This is a genomic window from Caballeronia sordidicola, from assembly GCF_000729995.1.
Classification (GTDB): domain Bacteria; phylum Pseudomonadota; class Gammaproteobacteria; order Burkholderiales; family Burkholderiaceae; genus Caballeronia; species Caballeronia sordidicola_A.
Genome location: NZ_JNFG01000005.1, coordinates 43,429 through 56,720 on the forward strand (window position 1 = coordinate 43,429; position 13,292 = coordinate 56,720).

The following is a 13,292-nucleotide window of genomic DNA, read 5'->3' on the forward strand; positions in this document are numbered from 1 at the left end:
ACATCTTATCGGATCAAATGGCGGTTGGCTTGAGCGTGAAGGCATCATGCCACGCGAAGGCCTGACGCCGGCAGCTTTGATGGGCGGGCGTTTGCGGGATGCCACAAATTCCGGGGAAGGCCTGCCGGACGGTAAATTTGGGACAGGAATGGTACGATCGCGCCTTGCAAGCCGGCGGGCGCTGCTCGTCGAACAAGTGAATCATGTTACGGAGGCGACCCGATGGCCCAACAGAAAACCAACCCGAAGCTGGAGCAGGCGCTGACGCGCGGCGACCTCGCGATCCGCCAGGCCAACTCCGGCCGCGCAACCGCCGTGCTGCGCGCGCTTGGCAAGATGATTGTGGAGGCTTCGGCGACCATCGGCGTGGAAGCGTTCGTTGTGATTCATGACGGCGACAAGATCTACGATCCGGCCGACGGCATGTGGCCGCAACAACTGCTGGTGTCGCTCGATGGCCCGGTGGAGGACGCAGATCCGGATGAATTGCGCACCGTGACCTTGATGGCCGACACCCCCGCAACCGTGTTCCGATGCGAATGGCAACGCGCGGACGGCAAGATCGGTCGTCAGGAAGGGCGCCCGCTCGCGATGGTGGCGTTCATCACCGACGTGGACATTCCCTGGCTCGACGACGAGGACTGAGAAGCCCGACAAGAAGTCTGACTTATCCTGCACAAACGGGCGGATGCGCCTTGCATCCGCTACCCCAAGCCTCTTCGCTTCTCCATTCTGCAAAACTGGCAGTTGAGTCACGCTTCAGGCGTAATTCTCTTCCAATTCCCAAAGCTCGAACACGCAGCCCCGTCGAATTGCTTTCGCTTGCTTAGTGAAATGCCATATCGGCCAAAGGGGTTATTTGCGGCGACTTGTATTCGTCGGTTTAATAGACCTCCCTTGTTGCAATCGGATCATTCCCCGCCCGCGTATCCAGCCGCTTCGCTTGCACGCTATTCACCCTCGATATAAAGTCGGTGATAAAAAATCCGTTATATAAGCATAAGCACGTTAACGGTGCAGCGCCGAAGATAGCGCAAGGAAAACATGACGTTGGAATATTTCTATCCCATAGTTAATGGCATAAAGAATCCCGCTTCACGCGTTCGACACACCTTACCTGCCGGAAATTTTTCATAATACGAAATTCCAGCGATCATTAGGGTCGCCGGACGCGAAAAGCACTGAAAATACAGATCTTTTTGAAGTTTATTTAGAGATTTATTTGCTAGCGCGCACCCCATCAATTGCCTTTGGGCGAGACTAAATCCGTCGTGCGATTCGTTTGCGTCAAGTCAAACGTTCCGCGACGTCCTTCTTCTCGCCAAAAATGGGGTAGCACAAAATGGAACAGCTTAATCAGGCAGGTCAAAGCAGCGTTTTTCGGAACGGACATATTGAGCACGGTAAGCGTGCAGAGCGGCTTGAACTCGCGGCCGTACAGGCGCTAAAGAAGCCGGAGTCCATGCCGTTCACGATTCGCATCGTCTCGGCGGATCATGATCTTCAGAAAGCGGTACAGGTTCGGCGTGTGGCTTACGGTCGCCATTTGCCGGCTTTTGCGGAGAAAATGGCAGTCGAAGCGTGTGATCGCGATCCGGGTACGGTGATTCTGCTTGCTGAATCGAAGCTCGATGGCGCGCCGCTCGGCACCATGCGTATTCAAACCAACGAATACGCACCGCTCGGCGTTCAGGGATCGGTCGAATTGCCGGCCTGGTTAAAAAGTGGCCGTCTCGCGGAGGCCACTCGCCTTGGCGTGGCCGGCGGAACGATTGGCCGCGTGGTAAAAATGATGCTGTTCAAGTCTTTGTTTTTATACTGTGAGCAGCAGCAGATCGACTGGACGGTGATTACCGCGCGTTCGCCGCTGGATCGGGAATATGAAGCCATGCTGTTCGAAGATGTTTTCGGTTATCGGCAATTCATTCCGATGGCGCATGTCGGCAATCTGCCGCATCGGGTTCTGGCCGGCGAAGTCGGTGTCGCGCGTCGGCGCTGGGAGGAGGCGAAGCACCCGCTATTTCAGTTCGTGTTTCAAACGCATCATGCTGATATCGATTTGCGGGCGGCAGATTTATCTTTCGAGCGAGAAACGGTAGGATGCCCGGAAGCTCCGCAGGTTGCGCAGGTTGCTTATGGCAGGTAATAAACAATAAAACAATAACCCGGTCGTACGTTGGCGCGGGACAGACTGAGGCGATGGCGACCTAGGACCGGCCGCCATCGCCCGCGCGGCATGGGTTAGTGCAACCAGGGGAACACCAGGTATGGCGTCGGTTGCTTTATTTTCGCGATCAAAGTACAGGCGCGCTGGTTCATTCATGGATCGGCTGCTGTACAGCTTCTCCGTCTTCGTCGTCCCGGCGCTGATTGCGGTGGGTACGATCGCCACCCTGCTGTGGGCGCCGCACCAGTTCGAATCGAACGGAGCTGTTCCGCTGCCGCTGCACGTCATTAACGATACCCGCGGCACGCTGGACCCTGCCAGCGCCCTGAAGGCGCTCGGACACGAGGCCGAGGTTGGCCGTTTCAGCACGCGACTGGCGGAAACGCCGGTCTGGTTTTCATTCGATGTTCCCAACATGAGTCTGCAGCAGTCCACCTACGTGGAACTGCCGTCGCGTCACGCGCAGACGCTCGCTTGCTGGATCGCCTCTACGCTGCAGCCGCTCGGCACGGCGAACCGCCAGAGCACCACCAACGAAATTACTGCTGTTAAGGCAGGTTTCTCCATTCATCTTGGTCATCTCGCGCAATCGGTTCAAGTCGTCTGCCGTGGCACATTCTCCGGCCCGGCGCAGGTCAGCGCGCTCGCATGGGACGGCCAGGGTCTGCGCACTTCCGCGCTCGATTTTCAGGAAAGCTCGGGCATGATCGGAGGCGGCCTGCTGACGCTCGCCGTATTCGTGTTCGTCACCGCGCTGATCAACCGCGAGTGGACGTACGTGATCTTCGCCGTGTGGCTGGTCGGCAATCTGCGGCTGTGCGCGAACGCGATGGGATGGGACATGCAGTGGACCGGTCGCTCGATCCCGCCGGACTTTCTGCAGCCACTGCGTCAATTCACCTTCGCTGCCTACTTTCTACTGACGGGCGCGCTTTTCAGCCAGTTGTTCCGTCGTGAGCTGAAGGTGGTGGGATATCGCCGGCTGCTGGGGCTTGGGCAATACATAGGCATCGCCTTGCTGGTGTGCTCCGTGATCCTGCCCTATTCGCGCTTCATTCCGGCGCTTTGGATACTCGGCGGAAGTGGCATAGCCGTGCTTGTCTTCTTGCTCGCACGGATCGTCTGGCTCGCCCGCTCGCGCACCGTGCTCTGGTACGTTGGATCGCTTGCGATCGTATTATTCGCCACCTTCTCTGATGTGCTTGCCGCTGCGTTCAGCATCAAGTCGCTCTCGGGCGGCGTGAGCACGGTGATGGCCGCGTTGTCGTCGAGCATGATGGCCGCTTTCGCGATCGCCGAGCAGATGCGCGCCGAACGCGAGCATCGGCGGCAGGCGCAAACGGAACTGCGTAATACCTATGACGTGACGCCCATAGGCCTCTTCACGCTCGACAGCGATGGTCACTTCGTGCGCGCGAATCCCGCGTTGCAATCCATGCTCTCGCTGCAAAAGACTGAATACAAAGTGCGGCACTGGAACGACTATTTCGAATCGGGCGCCTGGGGTGCATTGCAGGCGCTGGCATCGAAGGGAAGTGAGGGCGAACTGGAGATGGGCGGCGCGGCATCGCGGGGCAATGGCGAACGTCGTTTCCTGCTCAAGGCCACGCGCTCGAACGGCTGGATCGAAGGCTCGCTGCAGGATGTGACCGAGCGTTCGAAAGCCGTTGAACGACTGCGGTTCCTGGCTGAGCACGACCCGCTCACAGGGTCGCTTAACCGGCGCGGTGTGGAAAAGGCGATCGCGGCACAAAGCGAAGAAGGGACGTCGTGGGCGCTCGTGTACGTGGACCTGGATCGCTTCAAGCTCGTCAACGACCTGTTTGGCCATCGTGCTGGCGACGAAGTCCTGAAGCAGGTCGCCACGCGCACGCGGGTGTTGTTCGCAGCGGGGTTCCCGTTCGGGCGGATTGGCGGTGACGAATTCGTCTGCGTGATGGGTGGCATGTCGATAGACGAAGCCATCGACTGCTGTCATCACCTGATCAGTGCGTTGAGTGATGCGCCGTATCAGGTCGGCAATCGTGCGTTCCAGGTGAAGGCGTCGGTGGGACTGGTGGAGTGTTCGCATGGTGTACGTGTGCAGGACGCGCTCTCGCATGCGGACCGTGCGTGCCGTGAGGCCAAGAAGAGTTCGAATGCGCGGATGGTGACGTATCGCAAGGGTGCGGCGGCTTTCGAGGAGCGGGCAGAGGAACTGAAGCTCGTTGAAACGCTGGGGCGCAATCGATTGCCTCCGGGCCTTTTCCTGGTGATGCAGCCGATCATGTCGCTGTCCGCACCCACCGAGTCGCTTAATTTCGAAGTGCTGCTGCGCATGCGGGCGCCCGATGGTGCGACGCTGCCCGCCGGCAAGGTGATCGTGGCGGCGGAGGAATCCGGCAACATTGCGGCGATTGATAAATGGGTGATCACCACGTTACTTGAGTGGATTGAGAAACATCAGGCGTCGCTCACGAATACGCGTTTCATTTGCGTCAATCTCAGCGGGGGATCGCTGAACGACGAGCAGTTCATGGAAGACGTCTTTGCATTGTTCGCGCGCTTCCGGCATATCGTGCCTTATCTGTGTCTTGAGATTACCGAGAGCGTCGCGTTGCATGATCTTGGCAATACACAGCGTTTTATCGCGCGGGTGCATGAGATGGGCGGCAAGATTGCGCTCGACGATTTCGGCGCGGGGTATACGTCGTTTAAATATCTCAAGGATCTTTCCGCCGATGCACTCAAGATTGACGGCGAGTTTATTCGGACGATGTGTGCGCATCCGGCTGATATAGCCATTGTTGAAGCTATTGTTGCGTTGGCGCGTAATCTGGGAATGCGCAGCGTGGCTGAGTGGGTTGAGGATGTGGATACGCTGCGCGCGCTGAAGGAAATAGGCGTGGATTACGTGCAGGGATATCTTATTGCCAGGCCGCAGGAAAGTAGTGCGATTCTTGCCGCGTCGTCGGCGGCGAGTTTTGTGAAGGATTTGGAAGTGGTGCAGTTTATTGAGAGTATTGTCGTGCCGGATAAGTCGTTGGCGTTTACCTTCGATGTGATTGCTAAAGCGGGGTTGCACTGAGGGGTTTGGGGGGGCTGGGTTGGCAGGTTCTGGGGTTAGCGGTCGGAGTCTATGCCGGGTTGCCAGGTTCCTGCGTTAGCGGTCTGAGTCAATGCCGGGTTGCTGCTTTCAGTGTTAGTGGTCTGCGTGATTCGGATTTTCTCTTTATCACTATTAGCCACTGTGCGTGGCGGCACGTCATTTCTTTGTCCAAAGCGACAAAGAAACGAAGCAAAGAAAGCGCTTTCAGAACGAGGGCTCGTAAGTTGACCTAGCGTGCAGTTTCCAAGTTTTTGGCACCCCAAAAGCACGGTGCTCGCAAGAGCGACGGATGTGTGAACCCCTCTTTCTCCGAACACGGATACCCACACGCTTCGCCACCAGTGACTGAACCTGCAAAAGGTGCACCCCGCGCTATCCGCGGACAACCATTCAGCAATTTGTATGCATCCCGAACCACGTCGCCAACCGCTAAGAACAAAGCCCCCAGAATGCGTGAGGCCGTACCGCACGAATAACACTGCGAGTCGCACAATTAACCCACCAAAATATATAGCGGTATGCGTCGGGTCGTGTGGCCAACGAAGATAACAGCGCAGATTACTCAGCAGCACAGACTACTAAATTAATCTCCGAAAAATGAAGCCGTAAATACGCGTAAGGCCGCGTTGGTTCTTTGGCAATGGTGCTTGCCCGAGAGCGTACGGGGCGAAGCGTGTGCGTGTAAGAATTCGCGAGAAGGAGGGGTTCACACATCCGTCGCTCTGGCGAGCACCGTGCTTTTGGGGTGCCAAAAACGCGGAAATTGCACGCTAGGTCAACTTACGAGCCCGCGTTTTGAAAGCGCTTTCTTTGCTTCGTTTCTTTGTCGCTTTGGACAAAGAAATGACGTGCCGCCACGCACAGTGGCTAATAGTGATAAAGAAAAAAGCCAACTCAGGCAGACCGCTAAGGCCGAAAGCAGCAACCCGGCATTGACCCCGACCGCTAACGCAGGAACCTGGCAACCCGACCCCGACCTACCGCCCCCCGACCGACCAAAACCGGTCCACCGGCGCGAGCGAAACCCCTAGTTCATTTCATTCAATATCTTTGTCGCCGCGATCGGAATGCGCGTGTCATCCCACTGCGCGAGCCATTGCACCTCCTTCGTCGTGAAAAACCCAGGCTGGTTCCGCAATGCAAACTGCAGCGAATCCACAATGTGATCCCTGATGATCTGGGGCGAATCTTCGTCGGTGACGATCGCGTGAAGGGCTTCGAGTGCGCTCATGGTGCAGGTGACCAAGATAATGGGTTGGCAAAAATGCTGGTAAACCATAACCCGATAAAAATCCGAAAAACAATTCAATTCAACGCTTTCTCAAGCTATTTTCGGCTCCTCAGTGTTTTTACGTAGACGCGGCGCAACAATCGCTGCTTGCGCAGCCCCCATTGATGTTCAAAGCAATGTAATTGCTCTCATGCTGCACTGCACCGTTTGGGTTCCGCTTCATTTTCTTGACTTGTCTCCTCGTGGCTGCTGTACTAAATAAAGTCAATTGATTTAGTCGGCGAACGCGTCCGGTGCGCTTCCTCTCGAAGCCGCGGGCGAATAAAAACCTATGGAGCGAGACATGAAAAATCTTCGGCGTGCTGTCGCACGTGCGTCCTTCCTCGGACTTGCAGTGGCGTCGCTGGTGAGCTCAGGCGCGGCAACGGCGGCTGACCAGATCGCGATCGGCCTGATCACCAAGACCGATACCAATCCATTCTTCGTCAAGATGAAACAGGGCGCCGAAGAAGCCGCCACGAAAGGCGGCGTCAAACTCATCACCGCAGCCGGCAAGTTCGACGGCGACAACGCCACCCAGGTGACCGCGGTCGAGAACATGATGACGGCCGGTGTGAAAGCCATCCTCATCACGCCGAGCGATACCAAGGCCATCGTTCCGACGCTCAAGAAAGCGCGCGCCGCAGGCATTCTCGTGATCGCACTCGACACGCCGACCGATCCGCAAGATGCCACCGACGCGCTGTTCGCCACCGACAACTTCAAGGCCGGCGTGCTGATCGGCGAATACGCCAAAGCCTCCTTCGCCGGTAAGCCCGCGAAGATCGCCACGCTCGACCTCGCGCCCGGCGTGACCGTGGGTGTACTGCGTCATAACGGCTTCCTGCAAGGCTTCGGCGTGAAAGAGGGCGACCCATCGATCGTGTGCAGCCAGGATACCCGCGGGGACCAGTCGAAGGGCCAGACGGCGATGGAAAACTGCCTGCAGAAGGTGCCTGACATCAACCTCGTTTATACGATCAACGAACCCGCAGCGGCGGGTGCGTACCGCGCGCTCAAGGCAGCGGGCAAGGATAAGGACGTGATGATCGTGTCCATCGACGGCGGCTGTGAAGGCGTGCGCAACGTGAAAGCCGGCAGCTTCGCCGCCACCTCGCAGCAATACCCGCTCGTGATGGCAGCGCAAGGCGTGCAAGCAGGGATTGAATTCGCGAAGACGGGCAAGAAGGCGACCGGCTATCACGACACCGGCGTCACGCTCATCAGCGACAAACCCGTATCTGGCGTCGCAGCCAAGGACACGAAGTTCGGGCTGGACAACTGCTGGGGCAACAAGTAAGCCGTCGCGCCGCATTTGACCCGCATCTGAAGGTATGGCCCGGACAATGAGCCTCACGGCATTTCAAGTCCGGGTCGCGCGAGCGGCGCATTTTTTCGATGTTGCTGTCGAGGTCCCCAGTCATGACGCAATCCACCTCCCCCGCAGCCGGCCGCGCGACGTTCTCTGATCGTCTGCCGTCGCTTGCCGATATCGGTCCGCTAGCAGCGCTTGTGATCGCGTGCGCTTTCTTCATCTGGCAAAGCAACCGGTTTCTATCGATACAAAATCTCTCGCTGATACTTCAGCAGACCATGGTCGTGGCGGTGATCGCGATCGGCCAGACGCTGATCGTGCTGACCGGCGGAATCGACTTGTCGTGCGGCATGTTGATGGCATTCGGTTCCATCGTGATGACGAAGTTCGCCGTCACCCTGGGCGTACCGCCCGTGCTCGCCATCATCTGCGGCGTGGCCGCCAGCACATTGTTCGGATTGCTGAACGGTACGCTCATCACGAAGATCAAGTTGCCCGCGTTTATCGTCACGCTGGGGACGCTGAACATAGCGTTCGCGCTGACGCAGGTGTACTCGAATGCCGAGAGCGTCTCGAACTTGCCGGATGCCATGATGTTCTTCGGCAATACCTTCCATCTGGGCGGCGCGGAGGTCACGTATGGCACCGTGCTGACGCTGTTGATGTACCTCGTGGTGTGGTTCGTCCTGCGCGATACCGTGCCCGGCCGGCATCTCTACGCACTCGGTAACAATGCCGAAGCTGCGCGGCTGATGGGACTTTCGTCGCAGAAGATCCTGATCACCGTGTACACGCTCGCGGGCTTTTTCTATGGCATCGCGGCGCTCTTGTCGGTGGCGCGAACCGGCGTGGGCGATCCACAGGCGGGCCAGACCGAGAACCTCGACAGCATCACGGCCGTCGTGCTCGGCGGCACGAGTCTGTTCGGTGGACGCGGCACGATTGTCGGGACCTTGCTGGGCGCGTTGATTGTCGGCGTGTTCCGCAATGGCCTGACGCTGATTGGCGTGTCGTCGGTTTATCAGATTCTGATAACAGGCATCCTGGTGATCCTCGCGGTCGCCGCCGATAAACTCGCGCGTCCCCGCGCCTGAGGAGCCAAGCTCATGAACGACACAATCAAACCCGTTCTGGAAGCACGCGGCGTCATCAAGCGCTATGGTTCCGTGACCGCACTCGACGGCGTCGATTTCGAACTGATGCCCGGCGAGATCATGGCGGTGATCGGCGACAACGGGGCAGGCAAGTCGTCGCTGATCAAGGCGCTTTCCGGTGCCCTCGTGCCCGACGAAGGCGAGATCCTGCTGGACGGAAAACCCGTGCATTTTCGCAGTCCGCTCGATGCGCGCTCGCAAGGTATTGAAACCGTCTATCAGGACCTTGCCGTAGCACCGGCGATGAGCATTGCGGAAAATCTTTTTCTTGGGCGCGAGATAAGACGCCCCGGCATCCTCGGCTCCGTGTTCATGATGATCGACAAGCGGCGCATGTTGCAGGAAGCCATCGCGCATATGGAGGGTTTGCAGATCGGCATCCGTTCGATGAAGCAGGCTGTCGAGACACTTTCCGGTGGTCAGCGCCAAGGCGTGGCGGTGGCGCGCAGCGCGGCGTTCGCGCGGCATGTGGTGATCCTTGATGAACCCACCGCCGCGCTCGGCGTAAAGGAATCGAACATGGTCCTGGAGTTGATCCGGCGCGTGCGCGATCGCGGGCTGCCCGTGATTCTCATCAGTCACAACATGCCGCATGTGTTCGAGATCGCCGACCGCATTCATATCCAGCGGCTGGGGCGACGCGCGGCGCTGGTCAAGACGAAAGACATCCATATGTCGGAAGCCGTGGCCATCATGACCGGTGCGAAGCAGGCTGACGTGCAGGCGATCGCCTGAGAAGCGAGGCTGAAAAGCGATGACGCCTTCAATGCCCGCAAGCACGGCAACGCCGAAGCCGGCCGGCATGCGGCAGATGAACGAGCGCATCGTGCTTCAGGCGGTGCGCGTCCACGGTCCATGCCCCAAGTCCGAGATCGCGCGCCTGACGCATCTGAGCACGCAGACCACGTCGCTGATTGTTGATCGCCTGATAGACGACGGCTTGCTCGCCCGCGAGGCCAGGACACGCGTGCAGGGACGCATGGGGCAGCCGTCGGTGCCGATCTCGCTGCGCGCTGATGGGGCTTTTTCCATCGGCGTGAAAGTGGGACGCCGAAGTCTCGATGTGCTGACCATGGATTTCGCGGGCCAGGTCCACGCGCGGGATGTGAGCGAGTATGCGTATCCCGATCCGCGTACTGTGTTCGCTTTGCTCAGCGGGAAGATAGACCAGATGATGGTCTCGCTCGGCAGCGACGCTGCGAAGGTCGTTGGAATAGGCGTCGCGGCGCCGTTATGGCTTGGCGGCTGGCGCAATTTCTTCGATACCCCGCCGGACGTCTTCGCGGCATGGAACGAGATCGATATCTGCGCGCGGGTCCAGGCGCTGACCACGTTGCCGGTGGAGTTCGCGAAAGATACGACCGCTGCCTGCGCCGCTGAATTGCTGATGGGGCAAGGGCGCGGACTGGGCGACTTTCTCTATGTGTTTATCGGCACGTTCATTGGCGGCGGCCTGGTCATCGATGGACGGCTGCATGCCGGGCCCAAAGGGAATGCCGGTGCGATCGGGTCGTTTCCGCTGATGAGCGAAGGCACGCCGCAGTTGCTCAACGTAGCGTCGGTGTATGTGCTGGAAAAACGCTTCACCAATGCCGGTTTTCCCGCCGCCGCCGCTCACGATCACCGTGCGTTGTCGCCGGAGTTGTGGCCTCTGTGCGAGGCATGGCTCGACGCCGCCTGCCCGGCGCTCGCCACGGCCATTGCAACGGCCGCGGCGCTGGTCGATGTCGACGCGATCGTGATCGACGGGGAGCTGGATCGCCAGTTGTTGCGGGAAGTATTGAGCCGGACCCATAGCGCGCTCGATGCCTTCGACTGGCAGGGGATGGTGCGGCCCCGACTGGTTGAAGGGGAGATTGGCGCCGACGCCCGCGCGATGGGCGGTGCAATCCTGCCGTTGTACGCGCACTTCGCGCCCCGGCATGTGTTGTTCCTGAAATCGGGGATGAGCGCCTGACAGGTGCTCAGTCGCGGCTCGGCTTCAATCAGTGCCTTCCGCCCGGCGAGTTCTTCCGCCACACCTTGCGGCGCTGGCGGCCAACAAAATGAAAAAGGCTGCTCCAACCTTCGTTGGAGCAGCCTTTTTCATCCGACCCGAAAACGCATACGGGTCTCACGTGGTTCAGGCCCGGCGGCGCACGACCAGCCCCCAGACGAACAGCAGGACGATAGCGCCGACCACGGAGGCAATCCAGCCCGCAGCCTGTCCTTCGTGATACCAGCCGAGCGCGCGGCCGGCGTAGCCTGCCACGAGTGAGCCGGCAATGCCCAGCAGAATGGTCATGATCCAGCCGATGCTGTTGTCGCCCGGTTTGATCGCCCTCGCGATCAAACCAATAATGCCGCCAACGATAATAGTGCCGATAAGTGAAAGCATGCAGATTCCTTCGTAGTGTTGTCAAAACGCCCGACATTGCGGGCGCGCGCCGGCGCAACTTTGCGCGCGACACTTCTGCAACAAAAAAGTCGGGCGGCGCGCAAAGTGCTCGTCGAGTAGACCGATCGGCCGGCGTGTGGGCATTTTCGACGATCTCGCGCCATCCGGCAGGTTAAAATTCGTCGCATCGGCACTGTGCAACACCCGCGTGCTCCCACACCGTTTCATGCAACTCGAGCTTCTTATTCCCATGACCGATTCAGCCCCCGATCTCCAACCCGCCGAAGACACCACGCTCCACGAAGACCGCCTATGGCGCGACGACGGCTGGACCGCGAGGGTGATCAAGAACGAGGATGACGACGGCTGGGCGGTCCAGATGATCAAGGACGGCGAAGCCGAACCGGCGCTCACCGGTCCCTGGACCATGGGCCGCGACAAGAAGAACCCCAAGCCGCTCGATCCGAACGCATTCCGCACGCTGGTCAAGACGGCGTCCGAAGTATTGCGCCGTCACGAGCAACAGCGCCACGCCATGCTTCACAAGGATTTTACGGTTCGCGCTGACGGCGAGGATGTGACGGTGTCGCTGGATATCGTGCCGGACGAGGACGATCCCTACGCAGACCTGAAGGCGCTAGATTCGTTTGGCGCGCTGCTTGCACACGTGCGGGTGTCGGCCGCGTTCAAGCTCAGCAAGACCAGCGCGCAGGCCTGGGTGGACAACGATTTCCGCAAGCCTGACTGATTGCTGCGCGCGGTGCCTCGCCTGGCCGGCGTGCAGAACGGACTCAATAGACGCCGGCTACGCCTTCCGGCCGATGTTTGAAGCGGCGATGCACCCAGTAGTATTGTTCCGGAAAACGCACTATTTGCGATTCCAGGAACTCGTTCATCCGGCGTGCATCGGTTTCGTCGCTTTCCGAGGGGAAGTCGGCTAGAGGCTCGAAGATCGTCATCTTGTAGCCCTTGTAATCGGGCAGCACTTCGGTGACGAACGGCACCACGCGCGCGCCCCCGAGCCGCGCCAGCCGCGACACGGAGGTCAGCGTGCAGGCCTGTACGCCGAAGAACGGCACGAATACCGAGTTTTCAATGCCGTGGTCCATGTCGGCGGCCAGCATGACGGAACCGCCCTTGCGCAGCAGCTTCAGAATGCGCCGGCCGCTGTCGGCGCGCATCACCATGTCGGCGCCGAAACGGCCGCGCTGTTCTATGGCTAGCGTGTTGAGCCGCTTGCTGGACATTGGCGTATAAAGCGCGGTGATGGGCAGCTTCATGGAGTACAGCATGCAGCCCACTTCAATGGCGACAAAGTGGAAGCCCATGAAAATGGTGGGCGGCGAGTTTTCGTCGTCGAGATCAATCCGGCTCTCGAGCTGCACGAGTTTTTCGATAGCGCGAGCTGAACCGAACCACTGAACGCCGCGCTCAACATAACTGCGCACGACGTGACGAAAATGCGAGCGCCCGAGCAATTCGTACTCAGCGGCGGTCTTGCCGGGAAAGCACAATTGCAGATTGACCTGCACAATATGTTTTCGACGGCTTGGAAAGCAATAAAGCAGCGCACCGAGGCCGCTGCCAAATCGCGCCACGAGGCCGTAAGGCAGACGAGCGAGCGCGCGGAGCAGCGCGACGACGAGCGCGAAACCGATGTTGTTCAAACTTGCCCCTTGAAACGGGCGGCGAGATACGTATGACGAGCGCCGGGTGAATTTAAACTTCGACGATCGGCATGCGGCCGGATGTCGAAGAGGAGTGACGGCGAAACCCAGGCGCGGCGAGAGTGATTAACCCTTCAGCCGGAGAACCAAGAGGCGAAAAAGCCGCGGAACAGGCATCTTCCGAGAGTGTCTGACGCTGCCGGGATGTGGAGCGTCGGGGCTAATTCGCGAACCTGCGCCAAGGTAAAAGTCGA

At 59.2% G+C, this 13,292-nt stretch carries 11 protein-coding genes; 8 read left to right on the forward strand and 3 right to left on the reverse strand.

What is annotated here, in order from left to right:
* Positions 1-222 precede the first annotated feature (222 nt).
* The 3 genes from FH08_RS0104660 (at position 223) to FH08_RS0104670 (ending at position 5,234) form a co-directional block, all read left to right on the forward strand.
* A complete protein-coding gene (locus FH08_RS0104660) occupies positions 223-645 on the forward strand; it encodes a hypothetical protein (protein WP_031357205.1) in 423 nt (140 codons plus the stop codon).
* Positions 646-1,342: 697 nt separating this feature from the next.
* Positions 1,343-2,146 carry an N-acyl amino acid synthase FeeM domain-containing protein gene (locus FH08_RS0104665; RefSeq protein ID WP_031357206.1) on the forward strand — a complete coding sequence of 268 codons (804 nt, stop codon included), beginning with the start codon at positions 1,343-1,345 and terminating at the stop codon, positions 2,144-2,146.
* A gap of 121 nt (positions 2,147-2,267) precedes the next feature.
* The gene (locus FH08_RS0104670) at positions 2,268-5,234 is read left to right on the forward strand and encodes a putative bifunctional diguanylate cyclase/phosphodiesterase (protein ID WP_031357207.1); all 2,967 of its coding nucleotides are present in this window, start codon (positions 2,268-2,270) and stop codon (positions 5,232-5,234) included.
* Between the two features lie 1,048 nt (positions 5,235-6,282).
* Here the strand turns inward: FH08_RS0104670 and FH08_RS0104675 are convergent.
* A complete protein-coding gene (locus tag FH08_RS0104675; protein ID WP_031357208.1) occupies positions 6,283-6,486 on the reverse strand; it encodes a hypothetical protein in 204 nt (67 codons plus the stop codon).
* Between the two features lie 343 nt (positions 6,487-6,829).
* Between FH08_RS0104675 and FH08_RS0104680 the strand changes: the two genes are divergently transcribed.
* From FH08_RS0104680 to FH08_RS0104695, 4 genes are all read left to right on the forward strand, one after another.
* Entirely contained in the window at positions 6,830-7,825 is a 996-nt protein-coding gene (locus FH08_RS0104680; RefSeq protein ID WP_051887760.1) for a sugar ABC transporter substrate-binding protein, read from the forward strand.
* Positions 7,826-7,947: 122 nt separating this feature from the next.
* Positions 7,948-8,934 carry an ABC transporter permease gene (locus FH08_RS0104685; RefSeq protein WP_031357210.1) on the forward strand — a complete coding sequence of 329 codons (987 nt, stop codon included), beginning with the start codon at positions 7,948-7,950 and terminating at the stop codon, positions 8,932-8,934.
* A gap of 12 nt (positions 8,935-8,946) precedes the next feature.
* Positions 8,947-9,729, forward strand: coding sequence for an ATP-binding cassette domain-containing protein (locus FH08_RS0104690; protein WP_031357211.1), 783 nt, complete (start codon positions 8,947-8,949; stop codon positions 9,727-9,729).
* 19 nt (positions 9,730-9,748) lie between these two features.
* Positions 9,749-10,951 carry an ROK family transcriptional regulator gene (locus tag FH08_RS0104695; RefSeq protein WP_051887763.1) on the forward strand — a complete coding sequence of 401 codons (1,203 nt, stop codon included), beginning with the start codon at positions 9,749-9,751 and terminating at the stop codon, positions 10,949-10,951.
* Positions 10,952-11,116: 165 nt separating this feature from the next.
* On the opposite strand, the gene FH08_RS0104700 is transcribed toward FH08_RS0104695, so the two are convergent.
* Positions 11,117-11,371, reverse strand: a complete 255-nt coding sequence (locus tag FH08_RS0104700; protein WP_031357213.1) for a GlsB/YeaQ/YmgE family stress response membrane protein — start codon at positions 11,369-11,371, stop codon at positions 11,117-11,119.
* 250 nt (positions 11,372-11,621) lie between these two features.
* On the opposite strand from FH08_RS0104700, the gene FH08_RS0104705 reads away from it, so the two are divergent.
* The gene (locus tag FH08_RS0104705; RefSeq protein WP_031357214.1) at positions 11,622-12,119 is read left to right on the forward strand and encodes a hypothetical protein; all 498 of its coding nucleotides are present in this window, start codon (positions 11,622-11,624) and stop codon (positions 12,117-12,119) included.
* Positions 12,120-12,162: 43 nt separating this feature from the next.
* On the opposite strand, the gene FH08_RS0104710 is transcribed toward FH08_RS0104705, so the two are convergent.
* Positions 12,163-13,038 (reverse strand): lipid A biosynthesis lauroyl acyltransferase, encoded by an 876-nt coding sequence (locus FH08_RS0104710; protein ID WP_031357215.1) that lies wholly within the window; start codon positions 13,036-13,038, stop codon positions 12,163-12,165.
* Positions 13,039-13,292 lie beyond the last annotated feature (254 nt).